General features: G+C 61.0%; 19 protein-coding genes, 7 tRNA genes and 1 pseudogene. 3 read left to right on the top strand and 24 right to left on the bottom strand.

The genetic code is table 11. The features are described 5' to 3' along the window. Nucleotides 1–144 precede the first annotated feature (144 nt). From OIU19_RS23200 to uvrB, 8 genes are all read right to left on the bottom strand, one after another. A tRNA-Glu gene (locus OIU19_RS23200) sits at nt 145–220 on the bottom strand. Between the two features lie 43 nt (nt 221–263). Then, nucleotides 264–339 (bottom strand) — tRNA-Ala (locus OIU19_RS23195). Nucleotides 340–403: 64 nt separating this feature from the next. Beyond that, a tRNA-Glu gene (locus OIU19_RS23190) sits at nt 404–479 on the bottom strand. Nucleotides 480–523: 44 nt separating this feature from the next. Continuing rightward, nucleotides 524–599: transfer RNA gene (locus OIU19_RS23185), tRNA-Ala, on the bottom strand. Nucleotides 600–652: 53 nt separating this feature from the next. Next, nucleotides 653–728 (bottom strand) — tRNA-Glu (locus OIU19_RS23180). A 76-nt stretch (nt 729–804) separates the two neighbouring features. Beyond that, nucleotides 805–880, bottom strand: a tRNA-Ala gene (locus tag OIU19_RS23175). Between the two features lie 280 nt (nt 881–1,160). Next, nucleotides 1,161–2,642, bottom strand: a complete 1,482-nt coding sequence (gene gltX / locus OIU19_RS23170) for a glutamate--tRNA ligase (protein ID WP_264236966.1) — start codon at nt 2,640–2,642, stop codon at nt 1,161–1,163. Nucleotides 2,643–2,864: 222 nt separating this feature from the next. Then, nucleotides 2,865–4,880: an excinuclease ABC subunit UvrB gene (gene uvrB, locus OIU19_RS23165; protein WP_264236963.1), complete on the bottom strand. Its 2,016-nt coding sequence runs from the start codon at nt 4,878–4,880 to the stop codon at nt 2,865–2,867. 278 nt (nt 4,881–5,158) lie between these two features. Here uvrB and OIU19_RS23160 point away from each other — a divergent pair, with 278 nt between their 5' ends. Together OIU19_RS23160 and OIU19_RS23155 are read left to right on the top strand one after the other, a co-directional pair. Next, nucleotides 5,159–6,355, top strand: a complete 1,197-nt coding sequence (locus OIU19_RS23160; protein ID WP_186556855.1) for an amino acid aminotransferase — start codon at nt 5,159–5,161, stop codon at nt 6,353–6,355. Between the two features lie 65 nt (nt 6,356–6,420). Further along, nucleotides 6,421–6,496, top strand: a tRNA-Asn gene (locus OIU19_RS23155). A gap of 63 nt (nt 6,497–6,559) precedes the next feature. Here OIU19_RS23155 and OIU19_RS23150 read toward each other — a convergent pair. The 5 genes and pseudogenes from OIU19_RS23150 to OIU19_RS23130 all read right to left on the bottom strand — a co-directional run. Continuing rightward, a pseudogene (locus tag OIU19_RS23150) lies at nt 6,560–6,754 on the bottom strand (cupin domain-containing protein); the annotation flags it as partial. Between the two features lie 92 nt (nt 6,755–6,846). After that, nucleotides 6,847–7,407, bottom strand: a complete 561-nt coding sequence (locus OIU19_RS23145) for a DUF1285 domain-containing protein (protein ID WP_264236962.1) — start codon at nt 7,405–7,407, stop codon at nt 6,847–6,849. A 12-nt stretch (nt 7,408–7,419) separates the two neighbouring features. Beyond that, nucleotides 7,420–8,025, bottom strand: coding sequence for a DUF4823 domain-containing protein (locus OIU19_RS23140; protein WP_186556859.1), 606 nt, complete (start codon nt 8,023–8,025; stop codon nt 7,420–7,422). 66 nt (nt 8,026–8,091) lie between these two features. After that, on the bottom strand, nt 8,092–9,060 hold the full coding sequence (locus OIU19_RS23135; protein WP_264236961.1) for a GTP 3',8-cyclase MoaA: 969 nt from the start codon (nt 9,058–9,060) through the stop codon (nt 8,092–8,094). Between the two features lie 106 nt (nt 9,061–9,166). Then, nucleotides 9,167–9,802, bottom strand: a complete 636-nt coding sequence (locus tag OIU19_RS23130) for a TetR/AcrR family transcriptional regulator (RefSeq protein WP_264236960.1) — start codon at nt 9,800–9,802, stop codon at nt 9,167–9,169. A 72-nt stretch (nt 9,803–9,874) separates the two neighbouring features. Here OIU19_RS23130 and OIU19_RS23125 point away from each other — a divergent pair, with 72 nt between their 5' ends. Continuing rightward, complete coding sequence (locus OIU19_RS23125; RefSeq protein ID WP_264236959.1) at nt 9,875–11,011, top strand: aminotransferase class V-fold PLP-dependent enzyme; 1,137 nt, start codon at nt 9,875–9,877, stop codon at nt 11,009–11,011. Nucleotides 11,012–11,342: 331 nt separating this feature from the next. Here OIU19_RS23125 and OIU19_RS23120 read toward each other — a convergent pair whose 3' ends face one another. The 11 genes from OIU19_RS23120 to rpmF all read right to left on the bottom strand — a co-directional run bounded on the left by OIU19_RS23120 (nt 11,343) and on the right by rpmF (nt 20,690). Then, a complete protein-coding gene (locus OIU19_RS23120) occupies nt 11,343–12,125 on the bottom strand; it encodes a TatD family hydrolase (RefSeq protein WP_186556869.1) in 783 nt (260 codons plus the stop codon). 35 nt (nt 12,126–12,160) lie between these two features. Then, on the bottom strand, nt 12,161–13,147 hold the full coding sequence (locus OIU19_RS23115; RefSeq protein ID WP_264236958.1) for a DNA polymerase III subunit delta': 987 nt from the start codon (nt 13,145–13,147) through the stop codon (nt 12,161–12,163). After that, nucleotides 13,140–13,772: a dTMP kinase gene (tmk, locus tag OIU19_RS23110; RefSeq protein WP_264236957.1), complete on the bottom strand. Its 633-nt coding sequence runs from the start codon at nt 13,770–13,772 to the stop codon at nt 13,140–13,142. The genes OIU19_RS23115 and tmk overlap by 8 nt, the downstream gene beginning before the upstream one ends. Before the next feature lie 9 nt (nt 13,773–13,781). Further along, nucleotides 13,782–14,987: an endolytic transglycosylase MltG gene (gene mltG / locus OIU19_RS23105; protein WP_264236956.1), complete on the bottom strand. Its 1,206-nt coding sequence runs from the start codon at nt 14,985–14,987 to the stop codon at nt 13,782–13,784. 3 nt (nt 14,988–14,990) lie between these two features. After that, nucleotides 14,991–15,812 carry an aminodeoxychorismate lyase gene (gene pabC / locus OIU19_RS23100; protein WP_264236955.1) on the bottom strand — a complete coding sequence of 274 codons (822 nt, stop codon included), beginning with the start codon at nt 15,810–15,812 and terminating at the stop codon, nt 14,991–14,993. Further along, the gene (gene fabF / locus OIU19_RS23095) at nt 15,812–17,056 is read right to left on the bottom strand and encodes a beta-ketoacyl-ACP synthase II (RefSeq protein WP_264236954.1); all 1,245 of its coding nucleotides are present in this window, start codon (nt 17,054–17,056) and stop codon (nt 15,812–15,814) included. The genes pabC and fabF overlap by 1 nt, the downstream gene beginning before the upstream one ends. Before the next feature lie 163 nt (nt 17,057–17,219). Next, on the bottom strand, nt 17,220–17,456 hold the full coding sequence (gene acpP / locus OIU19_RS23090; RefSeq protein ID WP_008096410.1) for an acyl carrier protein: 237 nt from the start codon (nt 17,454–17,456) through the stop codon (nt 17,220–17,222). A 214-nt stretch (nt 17,457–17,670) separates the two neighbouring features. Then, nucleotides 17,671–18,411: a 3-oxoacyl-ACP reductase FabG gene (gene fabG / locus OIU19_RS23085; RefSeq protein ID WP_186556909.1), complete on the bottom strand. Its 741-nt coding sequence runs from the start codon at nt 18,409–18,411 to the stop codon at nt 17,671–17,673. A gap of 16 nt (nt 18,412–18,427) precedes the next feature. Beyond that, on the bottom strand, nt 18,428–19,366 hold the full coding sequence (gene fabD / locus OIU19_RS23080) for an ACP S-malonyltransferase (protein WP_264236953.1): 939 nt from the start codon (nt 19,364–19,366) through the stop codon (nt 18,428–18,430). 127 nt (nt 19,367–19,493) lie between these two features. Further along, nucleotides 19,494–20,504, bottom strand: coding sequence for a phosphate acyltransferase PlsX (plsX, locus tag OIU19_RS23075; RefSeq protein WP_264236952.1), 1,011 nt, complete (start codon nt 20,502–20,504; stop codon nt 19,494–19,496). A gap of 3 nt (nt 20,505–20,507) precedes the next feature. Beyond that, the gene (gene rpmF / locus OIU19_RS23070; protein ID WP_008096416.1) at nt 20,508–20,690 is read right to left on the bottom strand and encodes a 50S ribosomal protein L32; all 183 of its coding nucleotides are present in this window, start codon (nt 20,688–20,690) and stop codon (nt 20,508–20,510) included. Between the last annotated feature and the right edge of the window lie 8 nt (nt 20,691–20,698).

The raw sequence follows: 20,698 nt of genomic DNA, 5'->3' as shown, positions 1-20,698 counted from the left end.
TGAAATATTATCCCTATAATATTTTTAGGCAAGCGAAATTTTCGAACCCTGGTCGACGCTCAAGAAAAGTGAAATTACAGACAAACAAAAGGCCCATTCAATAATCGAATGAGCCTCTAAAGTCCCGCAAAACGCGGGTAAAAATGGCGTCCCCTAGGGGACTCGAACCCCTGTTACCGCCGTGAAAGGGCGGTGTCCTAGGCCACTAGACGAAGGGGACATGTAACCTTCGTAGAGATCCGCTTTCACGAATCCTGGCAAATTGGTGGAGCTAAGCGGGATCGAACCGCTGACCTCCTGCATGCCATGCAGGCGCTCTCCCAGCTGAGCTATAGCCCCGAAAACAAAAGGCCCATCCAATATGCGAATGAGCCTTTAAAGCCCCGCAAAACGCGGGTAAAAATGGCGTCCCCTAGGGGACTCGAACCCCTGTTACCGCCGTGAAAGGGCGGTGTCCTAGGCCACTAGACGAAGGGGACATTACAACCTTCGTAGAGATCCGTTTTCACGAATCCTGGCAAATTGGTGGAGCTAAGCGGGATCGAACCGCTGACCTCCTGCATGCCATGCAGGCGCTCTCCCAGCTGAGCTATAGCCCCAGATTTCTAGCCTCGCGGCCCAGCGACATCCTGAAACATCGCTTGTGTAAAACTGGCGTCCCCTAGGGGACTCGAACCCCTGTTACCGCCGTGAAAGGGCGGTGTCCTAGGCCACTAGACGAAGGGGACGAACCTTCTACCTTGAAACCCGGCGCTTAATCCGGATTTCATCCCCAGTCGCCTTGGCAGACTGAGAATCGGAATTTGGTGGAGCTAAGCGGGATCGAACCGCTGACCTCCTGCATGCCATGCAGGCGCTCTCCCAGCTGAGCTATAGCCCCACGAATGTCGCTTTGAACTGGAATCGCCGGCTGGGTGCCTGGCGCTTCGTTTCGTTCATCGCTGTGGACGGGGCGCATATTAAGAGCGGATCGCAGGGCTGTCAAACGAATTTTTGAAATTAATCAAAAGTTTTTTCACAGATAACAATCACTTACCGCCCTGCCCCATCTCTGCTGGGATTTTAACGTCCCGCTGCAGGCCTGTCCCGCGATTGCGATGGTGGATTTGCCATTGCAATCGCGGGGCAAGCACGCTCCCACGCAAATGTTACTGGGTGGTTCAGGCGATGTTCGCCAGCAGCTTTTCCCACTCTTTGTTTTCTTTCTTCGACACGCCGCCGAGCAGATCCAGCGCCTGGCGCAGACGGAAGCGGGTCAGGTCAGGGCCGAGGATTTCCATGGCATCGAGCACCGAGACCGAGCTCGCCTGGCCGGTAATGGCAGCGAACATCAATGGCATGGCGTCGCGCAACTTCAGCTCCAGGGCTTCGACCACGGCTTGGATACAACCGGTGATGCGCTCTTTTTCCCACTGGCGCAGGCTTTCGAGTTTCCACAGGATCAGCTGGATGACCTGACGCACCTGGTCTGCCGAGAGCTTCTTGTGCTCGAACAGCTTGGCATCGAGCTTGAGCCCCCCTTCGAAGAAGAAACCACCCAGCGGGGCGATCTGGCTGAAGGTTTCGACCCGGCCCTGCACGTGGGGGGCGATCTTCATCATGTAGTCGCTGTTGAAGGCCCATTTCTGCACGCGTGCGGCGAACTCTTCGACGGGCAGATCACGCAGCCACTGGCCGTTGAGCCAGGACAGTTTCTCGATGTCGAAGATCGGGCCACCCAGGGAGATGCGCGACAGATCGAAGTGCTCGACCATTTCCGCCAAGGAGAACTTCTCGCGCTCGTCGGGCATCGACCAGCCCATGCGCCCGAGGTAGTTGAGCATGGCCTCAGGCATGAAGCCCATGCGCTCGTAGAAGGTTACCGAGGTCGGGTTCTTGCGCTTGGACAGCTTGCTCTTGTCCGGGTTACGCAGCAGCGGCATGTAGCACAGCTTGGGCTGCTCCCAGCCAAAGTACTCGTACAACTTGATCAGCTTGGGCGCCGAGGGCAGCCACTCTTCGCCACGCAACACGTGGGTGATGCCCATCAAGTGGTCATCGACCACGTTGGCCAGGAAGTAGGTCGGCAGGCCGTCGTTCTTCATCAGAACCTGCATATCCATGCGGTCCCACGGGATCTCGACATCGCCGCGAAGCATGTCCGGCACCACGCAAACACCTTCGCTCGGCACCTTCATGCGAATCACGTGCGGCTCGCCCGCGGCCAGGCGGCGCTGTACTTCCTCGGTGCTCAGTTTCAGGGCGCGACCGTCATAACGCGGGGTTTCGCCACGGGCCATTTGCTCGGCGCGCATCTGGTCGAGCTCTTCGGCGGTGCAGAAGCAGTAGAAGGCATGACCGGCGTCGACCAGCTCCTTGGCATACTTGGCGTAGATCTCGCCACGCTCGCTCTGCCGGTAAGGGCCGTGCGGGCCGCCGACGTCCGGGCCTTCGTTCCACTCGATGCCCAGCCAGCGTAGAGCGTCGAAGATCTGCTGTTCCGACTCACGGGTAGAGCGCAGCTGATCGGTGTCTTCGATGCGCAGGATGAACTCGCCGCCGTGCTGCTTGGCAAAGCAGTAGTTGAACAGGGCGATGTAGGCGGTGCCGACATGGGGGTCGCCGGTGGGCGATGGCGCGATACGCGTGCGAACGGTGGTCATGGAGAGTCTCGAACGAAAGATGAAACAAAGGCAGGATGTTAGCAGGGAGCAGGCACCTGGCTCCAGCAATGGCGCGATCGTCACTTGTGATCCGACCGTCAAACGCTGCTAATCGTGTAGGGCCGGACGTGCCCGCGATAGCCTCATTGCTGACAAAGGCGACGCCCAGGTAGGCGCTACTACGGCACAAGCCCGCGCCTACAGGGGCGTGACGCTTGCCGATCAACTGGTAATCAAGCGCTCACGTAACTTGGTGATCTCGTCGCGCAATTGCGCGGCGGCCTCGAACTCCAGGTCGCGGGCAAGCTGGAACATCTTCTCTTCCAGCTGCTTGATACGCTTGGTGATCTCGCCAGGGGTACGCAGTTCGGCCTCGTAGCGGGCGCTCTCTTCGGCCGCCTTGGCCATGCCTTTGCGCTTCTTGCTGCGCCCACCCGGGATGTTGGCGCCTTCCATGATGTCGGCGACATCCTTGACCACGCCTTTGGGCACGATGCCGTTGGCTTCGTTGAAGGCGATCTGCTTGGCCCGGCGGCGCTCGGTCTCATCGATGGCGCGCTGCATCGAACCGGTCATGTTGTCGGCATACAGGATCGCCTTGCCGTTGAGGTTACGTGCGGCGCGGCCAATGGTCTGGATCAGCGAACGCTCGGAGCGCAGGAAGCCTTCCTTGTCGGCATCGAGGATGGCCACCAGCGACACCTCCGGCATATCCAGGCCTTCACGCAGCAGGTTGATCCCCACCAGAACATCGAAAGTACCCAGACGCAGATCGCGGATAATCTCGACCCGCTCGACCGTGTCGATATCCGAGTGCAGGTAGCGCACGCGCACGTCGTGATCGGCTAGATAATCGCTCAGGTCTTCGGCCATGCGCTTGGTCAGTGTGGTTGCCAGCACGCGCTCACCCGCCGCGACCCGCTTACCGATTTCCGACAGCAGGTCATCGACCTGGGTCAGCGCCGGACGCACCTCGACCAGTGGATCGACCAGGCCAGTCGGGCGTACTACCTGCTCGATTACCCGGCCGGCATGTTCGGCCTCGTACGGGCCTGGGGTTGCCGAGACGAAGATGGTCTGCGGGCTGACCGATTCCCACTCATCGAAACGCATCGGCCGGTTATCCAGCGCCGATGGCAGGCGAAAACCATACTCCACCAGGGTTTCCTTGCGCGAGCGGTCACCCTTGTACATGGCGCCGACCTGGGGAACGCTGACGTGGGACTCGTCGATCACCAGCAAGGCGTCAGCGGGCAGGTAGTCGTAGAGGGTCGGTGGCGGCGCACCAGCCGGACGCCCGGACAGGTAGCGCGAGTAGTTTTCGATGCCGTTGCAGTAGCCCAGCTCAAGGATCATCTCCAGATCGAAGCGCGTACGCTGCTCCAGGCGCTGGGCTTCGACCAGCTTGTTGGCCTTGTGCAGGTACTCAAGGCGCTCCTTGAGCTCTTCCTTGATGCCCTCGACCGCCTCGAGCAGGGTTTCGCGTGGGGTGACGTAGTGGCTTTTGGGGTAGAAGGTGAAACGCGGCAGCTTGCGGATCACCTCCCCGGTCAATGGATCGAAGGCGGCAATGTTCTCGACCTCGTCATCGAACAACTCGATGCGGATCGCCTCCAGGTCAGATTCGGCCGGGAACACGTCGATCACATCGCCACGTACGCGGAAGGTGGCCCGGGCAAAGTCCATTTCGTTGCGGGTGTATTGCAGGTCAGCCAGGCGGCGCAGCAGCGCACGCTGGTCGAGCTTGTCGCCGCGGTCGATGTGCAGAACCATTTTCAGGTAGGTCTCGGGGCTACCCAGACCGTAGATGCAGGACACGGTGGTAACGATGATCGCATCACGCCGCTCGAGCAGCGCCTTGGTCGCCGACAGGCGCATCTGCTCGATATGGTCGTTGATCGAGGCGTCCTTCTCGATGAAGGTATCCGACGAGGGTACGTAGGCTTCGGGCTGGTAGTAATCGTAATAGGAGACGAAGTACTCGACTGCGTTATTCGGGAAAAACGCCTTGAACTCGCCATACAATTGGGCGGCCAGGGTCTTGTTCGGCGCCAGCACCAGGGTCGGGCGCTGCACCTGCGCAATGACGTTGGCCACGCTGAAGGTCTTGCCCGAGCCGGTCACACCCAGCAGGGTCTGGTGCGATAGCCCGGCCTCGATGCCCTCGACCATCAGGCGAATGGCCTCGGGCTGGTCGCCGGCCGGCTGGAAACGGGTGACGAGCTGGAACTCGGACATGTCTGACCTCGAGCAACTGTAAATATAGCCAGTAGTCTATACCGAAATGAGCCCTTTCAGGATCGCTTTCAGGTTAGCTGAGTGAGTGTATGTGTCAGTGGACCTGGCAATACGACCAATGGTTGAAAAAAATTCGGTAAAAACGCCGGAAAAGCTGCGCCAGACTGTCGCAGTGACCGATGGGTATCACTATACTGACTCCCCGTTTGTGCACCGCTTCAGTGCATTCGGCTGGAGCGTGCACGTCCTATCACACTCCATTCAGAGCCAAGGTAACAATGAGCCTGTTTTCCGCTGTCGAGCTGGCACCCCGCGACCCTATCCTGGGCCTCAACGAAGCTTTCAACACCGACCCACGTACCGACAAGGTCAACCTGGGTGTGGGCGTTTACAGCAATGAGGAAGGCCGTATCCCGCTGCTGCGCGCGGTAATCGAAGCCGAAACCCAGCGTGCCGCCCAGCATGCCTCGCGCGGCTACTTGCCGATCGACGGTATCGCCACCTACGACCAGGCCGTGCAGAAACTGCTGTTCGGCGCCGAGTCGCCGCTGCTGGCCGCAGGCCGTGTAGTGACCGTGCAGGCAGTGGGCGGTACCGGTGCTCTGAAGATTGGCGCCGACTTCCTCAAGCGCCTGTCGCCCAACGCCGTCGTCGCCATCAGCGATCCAAGCTGGGAGAACCATCGCGCGCTGTTCGAGACCGCTGGCTTCCCAGTGCAGAACTACCGCTACTACGATGCGCCGAGCCACGACGTCAACCGCGCCGGCATGCTCGAAGACCTGAACAACCTGCCAGCGGGCTCGATCATCGTCTTGCACGCGTGCTGCCATAACCCGACTGGCGTCGACCTGAGCCTGGACGACTGGAAAAACGTCCTGGAAGTGGTCAAGGCCAAAGGACACGTGCCATTCCTCGACATGGCCTACCAGGGCTTTGGTGATGGCATCGCCGAAGACGCCTTCGCGGTGCGCCTGTTCGCCGAATCCGGCCTGGACTTCTTCGTTTCCAGCTCGTTCTCCAAGTCGTTCTCGCTGTATGGCGAGCGCGTCGGTGCGCTGTCGATCGTGACCGCGTCGAAAGACGAAAGCAGCCGCGTGCTGTCGCAGGTCAAGCGGGTGATTCGCACCACCTACTCCAACCCGCCAACCCACGGCGCGACCATCGTTGCCACCGTGCTGAACAGCCCTGAGCTGCGTCAAATGTGGGAAGCGGAGCTGGGCGAGATGCGCGAGCGCATCCACGGCATGCGCAAGCAGATGGTCGAGTTGCTGAGCCAGTACGGCGCGAAAACCGACTTCAGCTTCGTCGGTCGCCAGCGCGGCATGTTCTCCTACTCGGGCCTGACCGCCGAGCAGGTAGCGCGCCTGAAGGATCAGTTCGGCATCTATGCTTTGGATACCGGCCGCATCTGTGTCGCAGCGCTGAACCAAAGCAATATCCACGTGGTCACCAAGGCCATCGTAGAAGTGCTGTAACTGATTGATTGTTAAGGGGGAGCAGGCTTGACTTCCCCTTTCCAATCAGTAAGATAGCCGCAGATTCCGCGATAGCTCAGTCGGTAGAGCAAATGACTGTTAATCATTGGGTCCCTGGTTCGAGTCCAGGTCGCGGAGCCAAACATTGAAAACCTCCAGATGCGCAAGCACTGGAGGTTTTTTCATTTCTGTCGCGGGCTTGGCTTACTTCAGCGGCTCAATGACGGGCTTGCCTTGATCGACCAGGCTCCACACCAGCAACTTGGTCGACTGGCTCACACTGGCATTGCGCGAAACGCTGTGCACGGCCCCCGGCGCTTCGTACCAGTATTGCCTCGCCTTGTAGGTTTTCTCCTGCTTTTCGTTCAGCTTGGACACCACCACGCCCTCCAGCACGACGCCATGACTGCGCCCAGGTTATGCCCAGGGACTGCAGCGACAATTGGCCAATTCAGAGAAAAACGGGAGGCCGTCAGTAAAACACGTCGATATCAGTCAACACGCCCAATCGGGTAAAACTGGCCGTGACTCCATACCCCAAGCCACTCTTGGCCATCGATTTGACGCGGCACCGCCAGCTCCACCAACTGATAGAACACATTGCGGTGAATCAGCGCTTCGAGGTTGGTGCGCATGAGAATGTAGGGCGATGGCTCCTGGGTCGCAGGATCGACCTGCACCCGCAGCGGATGATCGACACCCGCCTCGGCCTGGTCGTCGACGTTACTGGTAAAGCGCAAGACCTGCTGCTCGCCACTGCTCAGCACCTCCAGCGTCACCGCAACGAACGGCACGTCATCCACCTGGATGCCCACTTTCTCCACCGGAGTTACCAGGAAGTAAGCGTCGCCATCGCGGCGAATGATGGTGGAGAACAGGCGCACCATGGGTTTGCGGCCGATCGGCGTGCCTTGGTAGTACCAGGTGCCATCACGGGCGATGCGCATGTCGATATCGCCGCAGAAATCCGGATTCCACAGATGCACCGGCGCCGGTCCTTTCGCCTTGGGGATCTGCGCCAGCAGATCATTGGCCTTGGCGGAATCGGTCATCACCCTCTCCTCTCAGCGGCTCATGCCTAACAGACTACGAGCGTACTCGCGCATGGGGGCCGCGAGCAAATCCTGCGGGGCGTTGTCGTGGAACGTCAACAAACCGCCACGGCTCTTGATGCGGGCAGTGTCGACCAGATAGCGAGTGCTGGTCTCGATCAACATCAGCTGGACCACGCCGGTATCCCAACCCAGCCGATCCACTGCCTGCTCGTCATACCATTGATCGCCATTGCCGATGCGGTCATCGGTGCGAGCGAAGCGGGTGTACAACACATAGTGCGCGCCCACCGAGCGCGCCTCGGCAATCGCCTCTTCCAAGCCAAGAGGGCCTTGGGCGCGACGCACCAGCGGGAAGTATTCGACGAAGCTCTTGAAGGCTTCTTCGGCCACCACATTCTGCCCTGGCACTGGGCCTTTGCCGGGTGGCACGAATGCGCCCTGGCCAATGAAGATGAATGAGTCGGGCTGCAAACGAATCGACAGATTACGCTGGGTATCACTGTGGTCGAGCAACCCCGCATCGCTCATGTGATAACGGACACCTTCGCCCATATCGCTGACATTCATGCAGCCGCCCAACGCCATCAGCGCCAGCAGCAAGACCAGGCTACGCATCTTTCCTCCAGAAACCGGTGACGAAAAACCGGCGAATAGCCGCCAGATGCAGCTTTTGCGCCAGAGTCAGCCGCCGATCACCTTCATCACCGTCACCCCCCCGGAAAACGCCATGTCCTGCTTGTCTGCCAGGGCCTTGACCAGCAAGCGCTGCAGCGCCGGCAGCGCTTGATGGCGCGGCTTGTCGAGCAGATCGCCGATGAAATGACGATTGCCTGAGGACAGGCAGCCATGCAGCCAGCCCGTGGAGGACAAGCGCAGGCGCGAGCAGGTACGGCAGAACGGCACGCTCTCGTTGGCGATCACTCCAAAATGGCCCCTGCCCGGGATCTGGTAGCGCAAGGCAGTGGCATCCAGGGCGGCACTGGCCTGCTGGTAATCATACGCCTGGCCAATCAGCGCCAGCAGCTGCTCCAGACTGACAAACTGCTGCAAGAAGGCATTGCCGTCACGCGCCAGGTGCCCCATGCGCATCAGCTCGATGAAACGCAGTTCGTACCCCTGAGCCAGGCAGTATTCGAGCAACGGCAGCACCTGATTCAGGTTCTGCCCGCGCATGGGCACCATGTTGACCTTGATGCTCATGCCCGCCGCACGCGCCTGGTCCATGCCATCGAGAACACTGGCCAGATCACCGCCCCGGGCAATCTGGCGGAATTTGCCAGCATCCAAGGTGTCGAGGGAGACGTTCAGGCGGCGGATACCCGCCGCGCGCAGCAGCGGCAACTTGCGCGCAAGCAGCTGACCGTTGGTGGTCAGAGAGACATCTTGCAGGCCCAGCCCGGCTAGTGAATCGAGGAAGGCTTCCAGCCGCGGGCTGATCAGCGGTTCACCGCCGGTGATGCGCAGCCGCTCGATCCCTGCCGCCTCCACCAGATAGGCTACGCCTCGGGCCAGTGCCTGGCCGCTAAGCTCATCCTGCGCTGCCACCAGGCGCTTGCCGTCGGGCACACAATAGGTACAGGCGTAATTGCAGGCAGCCGTGAGGCTGACCCGCAGGTTGCGAAAGCGCCTGCCTTGAAGATCGACGATCATGGATGACTCCGGCATGGAAGAATGGGGCGTGCAAAACCTGACTCATAAATCAGGTTTTTGCAAGCCTCCATATCGGAGCGCGCCGGACGGATGCCGGCAAAGACCTTCAGTTGGCCGGTTCTGGGTCGCGCTTACGCTTGTTGCCCATCCGCACACCGATGTCCATCAGGAACTGGAAGAAGCCTTCCTGATCTTCCAGGACATTGCTCCAGAACGGCGAGTGATAAAGCGCCACGGCGCCGTGGACCAAGGCCCAGGCTGCGCAGTAATGGAAGTACGGCGGTACGTCTTCAAGCTTGCCTTCGCTGATGCGGCCCTTGATCAGCTGGGTCAGGCGGTCGAAGTTGGACGCGCGGATGCGGTGCAACTCCTCGACCATCTCCGGCACCTGGTTGCCCTTGACCACCTTTTCTTCCAAGCGGTCGAACAAGCGGTAGCGCTGCGGATCACGCATGCGAAACTCGAAATAGGCACGCGACAGGGCCTCTTTGTCGCGGTCGACATCGGCCGAATGCAACAAGCCGTTCAAATCACGCTCGTAGTCGAGCATCAGGCGCAGGTAGATCTCTGCCTTGGATTTGAAGTGCTTGTAGATCGTGCCTTTGCCGATACCCACGGCGTCGGCGATCATCTCGACGGTGACGCTGTCTTCACCCTGTTCGAGGAACAGCCTGAGGGCGGTATCGAGGATCTCTTGTTCGCGGCGGCGAAACTCACGGACCTTACGAGGTTCTTTCTGCATAGGAAGGACTGGTTGACAATCGAAGCCGATTATTATGCCTAACTTGCAGGAAATTGCACGGATCATCCAACCATGTCTATGTTTCACGATGAGTTCGAGCAGGCCCCGGGCCTGTGCTATCTGAACCATGCCGCCGTGGCGCCGTGGCCTAGACGCAGTGCCGATGCGGTGGCGCGCTTCGCCCGCGACAACGTTTGCCTAGGCGCCAGCGAGTACCCGCAATGGCTGGCTACCGAGCGGCGCCTGCGCCAGCGCCTGGCGCGGATGATCAATGCCCCAAGCTCAGGCGATATCGCGCTGGTGAAGAACACTTCCGAGGCGCTCTCGCTGGTGGCATTCGGCCTCGACTGGCAGGTGGGCGATCAGGTGGTGATCAGCGACGAAGAGTTCCCTTCCAACCGAATCGTCTGGCAAGCCCTGGCCGATCAGGGCGTGCAGGTGATTCAGGTCAGGCTCGCTGGCGACGACGAGCCAGAAACGGCGCTGCTGGCCGCTTGCACTGAGCACACCCGCCTGCTGGCGGTCAGCGCTGTACAGTTTGCCAGCGGCTTGCGTCTGGACTTGGCCCGCCTGGGCCAGGCCTGCCAGCTACGTGGCGTGCTGTTCTGCGTCGATGCCATCCAGCAGATCGGCGCCCTGCCCTTCGATGTGCAGCACTATCAATGCGACTTTGCCATGGCTGATGGCCATAAATGGATGCTCGGGCCTGAGGGGCTCGGGGTGTTCTACTGCCGGGCGGCGCTGCGACCACGCCTCAAGCTGCACGCCTATGGCTGGCACATGCTGGAACATCTAGGCGATTTCGAGCGTGAACACTGGCAAGTCGCCCGCAGCGCACGTCGGTTCGAGTGCGGCAGCCCGAACATGCTCGGTGCTTGTGCGCTGGAAGCTAGCCTGTCGCTGCTTGAGGAAGTGGGCATGGACAGCGTTGCACAGCAGCTACAGCTGCGCATCGAGCAATTGCTTGAGGGGCTTTCGGCTATCCCAGGGGTAATGTTGCTTAGCCCGCGTGAGCCAGGACGCCGGGCCGGCATCGTGACATTCGCCATTGATGGGCATGACAGTGGCCGGGTTTTCCAGCAGCTGAGCGAGCAACGCGTGATCTGTGCAAAACGCGGCGGCGGTGTGCGCTTATCACCGCATTTCTACACGCCAGAGTGGGTCATCGACGAAACACTTCGACATATTCGGCGAATTGCCAAGCACTGAATGCGCTATGGATCCCGCACGTATTCCAAATCTGTTTAAAAAACGACCAGCTGTCGCTGGCAGTGCGCCAAACCTGACCAATACTTGAAGTGTTGGCGCGGCGCATCCCCCCAAGTGGCGCGCCGATAAAGGTGCTCAGGGACCGCGTACCTTTGTTTTACTCCTAATGGTCTTAACCCGGATTCCCCCCCCCAGAACCCGGGTTTTTTTTGGGCTGTTTACAGGGAGGATGGGCAGGTGCTGCTGTGTAGTGTTTGCTCTGGCCTCATCGCGGGCAAGCCCGCTCCAGGGGTGGCGATAACCGCTCGACCGGCGTAAACGGCCGCAGGAATCACGCAACCCGGGCTAGCGGGAACAACCGCTTGAAGTTACCGGTGGTCTGCTCAGCCAACTGCTCATAGCTGACACCGCGCAGCGAGGCGATGTATTCAGCCACTTCACGCACGTACTGCGGCAGATTCGGCTTGCCGCGGTGGGGGATCGGCGCCAGGTACGGCGAATCGGTTTCCACCAGCAGACGATCAGCCGGCACCTGGCGAGCCACCTCACGCAGGGCATCGGCATTGCGGAAGGTGACGATGCCGGACAACGAGATGTAGTAACCCAGGTCCAACGCGGCCTTGGCCATCTCCCAGTCTTCGGTGAAGCAGTGCAGCACGCCGGCTTGTGGCAGATTGACCTCGCGCAGCAATGCCAAGGTGTCAGCCCGCGCCGCGCGGGTGTGGACGATCACCGGCTTGCCGGTCTGGCGCGACGCTTCCAGGTGCAGGCGGAAAGACGCCTGCTGCAACTCAGCGGCCTCAGGCTCGTAGTGATAATCCAGGCCAGTTTCGCCGATCGCCACCACGTGCGGGTGCGCCAGCTCCTTGAGCAACCAGTCAAGCGCAGGCGTCTCGCCCGGCGCCAGATCGAGCGGATGGATTCCCACCGAACAATCGACGTCGGCATATTGCTCACTGAGCGCCTTCACTGCCCCAGCGTTATCAGCGCTGACACCAATGCACAGAAAGTGGCCCACGCCGCGCTCGCGGGCAGCTTGCAGGGCGGCATCGAGCGAGCCCTGATGGGCGCTGAGGTCAAGACGGTCGAGGTGGCAATGGGAATCTACGAGCATGGGAGCACGACACACAAAAAGAAATCTAAGAAAAATTACCGGGCGCCTGGCAATTGGACCCAATGGGCCAGCAAGGCTTCCAGCAACAGCACACGATTAAGGTTGGCCTTGCCCAGCACCTTCTGGCGCTGTTCAAGGATCCACGCCTGGATATCCAGGACCTTGCCCTGCCGGCTCTTCTGCGCGAGGTACTGCACCACCTTGCGCATATCAGCCAAGCCTAACCCCTCCTCGTCCTGGGTCAATTGATAACGCAGGATCAACTGCGACCAATCGAAGAACCAGTCGAACAGTTGCAGCAACGGCACAGTATTCCACGCCTCGGCCAGCTGGCTGGGGGACTGTTGCTGCTTGAGCAGCTTCTTCACCCCATCAGTGACCAGTGCACGCTGATCGCGTACACCCTGCGCCTGTAGGCTGACCGCCATCAGCGGTGAACCGGCCGCCAGGGTCAGCAGCTCTTCGCGCTCGACCTCGTCACTGTCAGGCAGAGCGCTGGCCAGCCAGGCCTGGCTCTGGGCCAGGCTTGGTTGCGGGCAGGTGACCTGCTGGCAGCGGCTCTTGATGGTTGGCAACAAGCGACTGGGTTGGTGGCTGACCAGCAGTAATACTGTATCGCCAGAGGGCTCTTCCAGGCTTTTCAGCAAAGCGTTGGAGGCGTTGATATTCATCGCCTCCACCGGCTCGATCAAGATCACCTTGCGCCCGCCCAACTGCGCCGTTTGCACGACGAACGCCACCAACTCACGGACCTGATCGACCTTGATCGGCTTGTCCGCCTCTTCCGGCTCAAGGATAAAGTTGTCCGGGTGACTACCAGCCTTGAGCAGCAGGCACGACTTGCACTGGCCACAGGCATCAAGCCCCTGCGGTTGCTGGCACAGCAAACGCGCCATCAGCCGCTCGGCCAGGGCGCGTTTGCCAATACCTTGCGGCCCATGCAGCAGGTAGGCATGGGCGTGCTGGCTACGACCGGCCAACTGCTGCCAGAGCGGCTGCTGCCAGGGGTAGGCCTCAGCCACGGCAACGCTCCAGGATGCCCGGCAGCAAACCGTCGATGGCCCGCTGCACGGCGTCCAGGGACTGGCCAGCATCGACAATGCTGTAACGCTGTGGCTCACCTTTGGCGCGCTCAAGATAAGCCTGACGCACCGCTTCGAAGAACGCTTGGCCCTCTTGCTCGAAGCGGTCCAGGCGACCGCGCGCAGCAGCGCGTGCCAAGCCGACCTCAATCGGCAGATCGAAGACCAGGGTCAGGTCCGGACGTAGCTCGCCCTGAACGAAGTTTTCCAGAATGGCGATGCGCTCCACCGGCAGGCCACGACCACCACCTTGGTAGGCGTAGGTGGCATCGGTGAAGCGATCGCACAACACCACCGCGCCGCGCGCCAGGGCCGGCCGGATCACCTGGGCCAGGTGCTGGGCACGGGCAGCGAACATCAGCAGCAGCTCGGTATCAGCTGCCATGCGCTCGTCACTGGGCGCCAGCAGTAGCTCGCGGATCTGCTCGGCCATGGGCGTACCACCGGGTTCACGGGTCAGCACCACGTCCAGCCCGTGCTCGCGCAGACGCTGCGCCAGGTATTCGCGGTTGGTGCTCTTGCCCGCGCCTTCGGGGCCTTCCAGGGTAATAAACAAGCCGCTCACGGGCAGTCCTTAATGTTGTTCGTCAGGTACCGGCGCATCGGCTGGCACAGGGTCGGTAGCAGGGGCGTCGGCCTCGGGCGCCGGGTTATCGCCTGGCGCTTGGTTGGCGTCGGCCGGCGCTTCACCGTTCTCAGCAGGCGCCTGGCTTGGCGCCACGCCCCCTTCTGCCCCAGGCTGGGCCTGTGGCGCGGGGCTGGAGCGGTAGTCGGCGCGGCGCTTGAGTTGGTACTCGCGCACTGCGGTGTTGTGATCGTCGAGGTCGTCGGAGAACACATGGCTGCCGTCGCCACGTGCGACGAAGTACAGGCTGGTGCCGTTGGACGGATTCAACGCGGCATGGATCGCCTCACGCCCGACCATGGCGATCGGCGTCGGCGGCAGGCCGCTGATGGTGTAGGTGTTGTAGGGCGTCGGCTCACGCAGGTCGGCACGGGTGATCCGGCCGTTGTAGCGCTCGCCCATGCCGTAGATCACAGTCGGGTCGGTCTGCAGCATCATGCCCAGGCGCAGACGGCGTACGAATACCCCGGCGATCTGCCCACGCTCCTGCGGTATGCCGGTTTCCTTTTCCACCAGCGAGGCCATGATCAGCGCCTGGTAAGGGTCGCGGTACGGCAGGTCGCTGACCCTCTCAGCCCACTCTTTGGCCAGCACCTCTTCCAGGCGCATGTAGGCCTGCTGGAGCAATTCGACATCGCTCATGCCGCGCACGAAGCGATAGGTGTCAGGGAAAAAGCGCCCCTCGGGGAACACGCCGGAATGGCCAAGCTTGTCCATCACTTCAGCGTCGGACAACCCTTCGAGGGTGTGCTTGAGCTTTTCGTGCTTGGCCACGGCGGCGCGGACCTGGCGGAAGGTCCAGCCCTCGACCAGGGTCAGGTTGTACTGCACCACATCACCCCGACGCCAAGCGTCGAACAGCTGTTCCACGGTCATGCCAGGGGTCAGGCGGTATTCACCGGTATGCAGCGGCGTGCCGGCCATATTGAAGCGCCAATACAGGCGCAGCCAGACCGCGTCGTCCAGCAGCCCTTCGCTTTGCATGCGATAGAACATACGGTTGGGCGTGGTGCCGTTGGGCACGTCGAGCATGCGTTCTTGCTCAACGTGCAGCGGCTGCTCCAGGACCGAATGGACCTTCCAGGCCGACCAGCCTAATGCCAGGCCAGCAAGGATAAGGCCCATTTCCAGCAGCAGCAGGAATTTGCGTCTCACGAATCAGGTATCCAGTAGCGTACGGGCAACGGCCTGCAGTTTACGGGTGAGCGGCCCCGGCGGCCAGTCAAGCGTGTGTGCAGGGCACGCACACACGGGCCAAATTCCATACACGCTGTTGCAAACGAAGACTTCGTCGGCCTGCTCCAGGTCCGCCAGCTCAAGGTCTCGCACCTCAAACGGGATACCCAGCACTGCCGCCTGCTGCAGCAACGCTGCGCGCATCACTCCAGCCACGCCGCAACGACTCAGGTCGGCAGTCAGCAAGATGCCATCGCGAACCAGAAACAGATTGCTGTAGACGCCCTCGATCAACCGCCCTTGGGTATCACGCATCAGCCCTTCGGCATGCTCGGCGTCCTGCCATTCGGCACGGGCCAGCACCTGCTCAAGGCGATTGAGATGTTTGAGCCCGGCCAACAGCGGTTGTTCCGCCAGACGCGTCTGGCAGGCGAACAGGCGCACGCCTTGGTCGGCATTGGCGGCGGGATAAGCTGGCAGCGGGCTGCCTTGCACAATGCGTCGCGCCGGTGATCCTGCGACGGGCGCATAGCCGCGCAGGCTGTCGCCGCGGGTGAGGATAAACTTGGCCACGCCATCGCCAAGCTGGCTGGCGTAACGCGTCAGTTCATCGCGAATCAAGGGTAGATCGGCTTCGATCGCCAGGCGCTGGCAACCCAACGCCAGGCGTTCGAGATGCAGCTCCAGCAGGCTCGGCCTGCCGGAGTGCACGGCAATGGTCTCGAACAGACCATCGCCGTAGGCCAGCCCACGATTGTGCAGATTCACCGCAGTCGCAGGCTGACCGTCGATCCAGCTGTGCATCAGTCGGCGAACCGGCGGAATACCAGCGAACCGTTGGTTCCACCAAAGCCGAACGAGTTGGACAGCACCACATCGATCGGCATGCTACGCGCTTGATGCGGCACGAAGTCCAGGTCGCAACCTTCGTCCGGCTCCTCCAGGTTGATGGTCGGCGGCGCCATCTGGCTGTTGATCGCCAGGACGCTGAAGATCGCCTCCACCGCACCCGCCGCACCCAGCAAGTGGCCGGTCATCGACTTGGTCGAGCTGACTGCCAGCTTGTAGGCGTGCTCACCGAACACGCGCTTGATCGCGGCCACTTCAGCGATGTCGCCGGCAGGGGTCGAGGTGCCGTGGGCGTTGATGTAGCTGACCTGCTCAGGCTGGATGCCGGCGTCGCGCAAGGCGTTGGCCATGCAGCGGGCAGCGCCTTCACCCGAATCAGGTGGCGAGGTCATGTGGTAGGCGTCACCGCTCATGCCGAAACCAACCAGCTCGGCATAAATGGTCGCACCACGCGCCTTGGCGTGCTCGAGCTCTTCGAGCACCAGTGCACCGGCACCGTCGGAGAGTACGAAGCCATCCCGACCCTTGTCCCACGGACGGCTGGCACGGGTCGGCTCGTCATTGCGCGTCGACAGCGCACGCGAGGCGCCAAAACCACCCATGCCCAGGCCACACGCGGCCATCTCGGCACCGCCGGCGATCATCACGTCAGCTTCGCCGTAGGCAATGTTGCGCGCGGCCATGCCGATGCAATGGGTGCCGGTGGTACAAGCCGTGGCAATGGCGTAGTTCGGCCCTTGCAGACCCAGATGGATCGACAGGAAGCCGGAAATCATATTGATGATCGAACCTGGCACGAAGAACGGCGAAATGCGCCGCGGGCCCTGCTCGTGCAGGGTCCGGCTGGTTTCTTCGATATTGGTCAGACCGCCAATGCCCGACCCCATGGCCACGCCAATGCGCTCGCGGTTGGCATCGGTGATGTCCAGCCCGGCGTTGCGCACTGCCTGAAAGCCTGCTGCCAGCCCATACTGAATGAACAGGTCAAGCTTGCGTGCTTCCTTGGCCGACAGGTACTGCTCGACTTCGAAGCCCTTGACCGAGCCGCCAAAACGGGTTGAGTAAGCGGTCAGGTCCGTGTGTTCGATCGGACCAATGCCACTGCGGCCAGCCAGAATGCCCTGCCAGGTGCTCGGTACATCGGTACCCAGTGGCGACAGCATACCCATACCGGTGACCACGACGCGTCTACGCGACACAGTACTCTCCTCATTTTCTAATAACAGAGTCTCTTGCCATTGCATCCAGGACTCGGAATGCAATGGCAACAAACTCTTGATTCACGGTTCTCGCAAAGAAAAAACCGCACGCCGGCAAAGGCAGTGCGGTTTTTCCCGACAAGAAGCGTCGACTACAAACGTCTTAGGCCTTGTGGCTGTTGACGTAGTCGATGGCAGCTTGAACGGTAGTGATCTTCTCGGCTTCTTCGTCAGGGATTTCGGTCTCGAATTCCTCTTCCAGAGCCATCACCAGCTCAACGGTGTCAAGCGAATCGGCACCCAGGTCATCGACGAAGGACTTCTCGTTGGTCACTTCCTCTTCCTTGACGCCCAGTTGCTCGGCGACGATTTTCTTGACGCGTTCTTCGATGGTGCTCATACCTAGTTTTCACTCCTAATGGACATATGTCAGGCAGCTGGCCGGTGACCAAGTTTATAGCAAGACGTTTGCTTTTCAAGCGGAACGCGCCCTGCCATACCCTATTGAATAGTCACCCAACCCTCTGTCCGGAATCTGGTTGCAGCTTTATAACGGATTTTAGGCTCGGAGTATGACTCTTTTTTGAACCAATCCGTCACATTGAGTTGCGGTGTTACATGTACATCCCGCCGTTCACCGGCACCGTAGCGCCAGTGACGTAGGCTGCGCCATCGGATGCCAGGAAGGCCACCACTTTGGCGATTTCATCAGCCTGACCCAGGCGGCCCAGCGGAATCTGGGTTTGCAGCGCTTCACGCTGCGCTTCGGGCAATTCACGGGTCATGTCGGTATCGATGAAGCCTGGAGTGACCGAGTTGACGGTGATATTGCGCGAACCCACTTCACGCGCCAGGGCGCGGCTGAAGCCTTCCAGGCCTGCCTTGGCGGCGGCGTAGTTTACCTGACCGACGTTGCCCATGGCACCCACAACCGAACCGATGCTGATGATACGACCCCAGCGCGCCTTGGTCATGCCACGCAGCACGCCCTTGGACAAGCGGTACAGGCTGTTGAGGTTGGTATCGACCACGTCGAACCACTCGTCGTCTTTCATCCGCAGCATCAGGTTGTCGCGGGTGATGCCGGCGTTGTTGACCAGGATCGCGGTAGCGCCGAATTGCTCCTGAATGGCCGCAAGAACGGCGGTGACCGACTCTTCGCTGGTCACGTTCAGTTCCATGCCGGTACCGGTGATGCCGTGCTCCTTGAGGGTGGCGGCGATGCGCTCTGCGCCCGAGGCCGAGGTCGCGGTACCGATCACGGTCGCGCCCTGGCGGCCCAGTTCGAGGGCGATAGCCTGGCCGATGCCACGGCTAGCGCCGGTGACCAGTGCAACTTTACCTTGCAGGCTCATGCAAGCTTCTCCAAATTCAGGCCAGCGCCGCACGGGTGGCGGCGACGGCGTCAGGGGTATTGAGGTTGTAGGTGGTCACGCCGTCAGCGCAACGCTTGTTCAGGCCAGCCAGGACCTTGCCCGGGCCGCACTCGACCAGGTTGCCCGCGCCGTTGGCGGCCAGGGTCTGCACGCACTCGACCCAGCGCACTGGCTTGTACAGCTGCTCGAGCAGGTCGCGCTTGAGCGCATCGAGATCAGCGGCGATGCCAGCGGTGACGTTCTGTACTACCGGGATCTGCGGGGCTTTCCAGTCGATGGCGTTGACGTGCTCGGCGAAACGCTCGGCGGCCGGCTTCATCAGGGCACAGTGCGACGGTACGCTGACCGCCAGTGGCAGGGCGCGCTTGGCACCGGCCTCTTTGCACAGCTCCATGGCACGATCGACCGCAGCCTTGTTGCCGGCAATCACAACCTGGCCCGGCGAGTTGAAGTTCACCGCGCTGACCACTTCATCTTCAGCCGCCTTGGCGCAGATCTCGACTACCACGGCGTCGTCCAGGCCAAGGATCGCAGCCATGGCACCGTGACCGGACGGCACGGCTTCCTGCATCAACTGACCGCGACGTTCGACCAAGCGAACGGCGTCTTTCAGCGACAGACTGCCAGCGGCGACCAGCGCGCTGTACTCGCCCAAGCTGTGACCTGCAACGAAGGCAGGCTGTGCGCCGCCCTCTTCCAGCCACAAGCGCCACAGGGCGATGGAGGCGGTGAGGATCGCCGGCTGGGTCTTGTCGGTTTGATTGAGTTGTTCTTCCGGGCCTTCCTGAACCAGCTTCCACAGGTCGTAACCCAGAGCCTCGGAGGCCTCCTTGAAGGTCTCGATGATCACCGGCTTTTCGGCGCCGAGTTCAGCAAGCATGCCCAGCGACTGGGAACCTTGGCCGGGAAAGACGAATGCGAGGGATGCAGACATTGAACAAGCCCTTATGATCTTGTCGTCGGATAGGGTGCGCCAAGCCCGAAGCTGGACGCGCAATCTGAAAACTTGGATGAAAACGAAAACCAAGCGGTCACATTTAACCACTTCATGGCGATTATGCCTAAGGCAGCAAGTCCTCCAGGCGACCATGCAAGCGCTGCGGCAGGTTTTCCTGGATCTCGATCAGCGCGCGCTGGATTGCGCTCTGCAAGCCCTCTACGCCCGCCGAGCCATGACTTTTTATGACGATACCCTGCAAGCCGAGAAAGCTTGCGCCATTGTGCCGCGCGGGGGCCAAATCGGCTTGCAGACGTTTGAGCAGCGGCAAGGCCATGGCGCCGACAGCTCGGGCGAACACGCCACCCTTGAACAGCGCCTCGATGCGCGCACTGATCATGGTCGCCAGGCCTTCGCTGGACTTGAGCAGGATATTGCCGACAAAACCGTCGCACACCACCACGTCAGCCTCACCCCGGTACAGGCCGTCACCTTCGACGAAACCTATGTAGTTAAGGCCGCGGGCATTCTGCAACAGTGTGGCAGCCAGCTTGACCTGCTGGTTGCCCTTGATGTCTTCGGTGCCAATATTGAGCAGCGCCACGCGCGGACGATGAATCCCCAGCGCCTGGGCCGCGACCGATCCCATTACCGCGAACTGGAAGAGGTTGTCGGCGCTGCAATCGACGTTAGCGCCCAGGTCGAGCAACTGACAGAAGCCTGATTGGGTCGGAATCGCCGCCACCATCGCCGGCCGATCGATGCCCGGCAGGGTCTTTAGCACGAAACGCGACAAGGCCATCAGCGCACCGGTATTGCCGGCACTCACGCAGGCCTGTGCCTTGCCGTCACGCACTAGTTCGAGGGCGACGCGCATCGACGAGTCAGGTTTACCGCGCAATGCCTGAGAAGGCCGCTCGTCCATGCCCACCACTTCGCTGGCGGCCACGATTTGCAGGCGCGCGCGATCCGCAGCCGAGAGGCCACTGACAAGATCTTCAAGAAGGGAGGGTTGACCGACGAGGGTCAGGTGTAGCGAGGGAGTAGCCAAGAGGCAAGCGATACTTGCCTGGACAATGCTGCGGGGACCGAAGTCCCCGCCCATTGCGTCGATCGCGATGATCTGAGCGGACAAGATTTACTCGTCAGCGCCCTTGTCGATCACTTTGCGACCACGGTATACGCCTTCTGGCGATACGTGGTGGCGCAGGTGTACTTCACCGGTGCTTTTCTCTACCGACAGCGCGTTTTCCGACAGGGCGTCGTGCGAACGGCGCATGTCACGGGCAGAGCGGGATTTTTTGTTCTGCTGAACAGCCATAATTGATT

The sequence above is a fragment of the Pseudomonas sp. BT-42-2 genome, from assembly GCF_025847435.2.
Lineage (GTDB): Bacteria > Pseudomonadota > Gammaproteobacteria > Pseudomonadales > Pseudomonadaceae > Aquipseudomonas > Aquipseudomonas urmiensis.
Note: the sequence above shows the minus strand (reverse complement) of the source record. Positions and strands in the feature narration are given on the sequence as shown.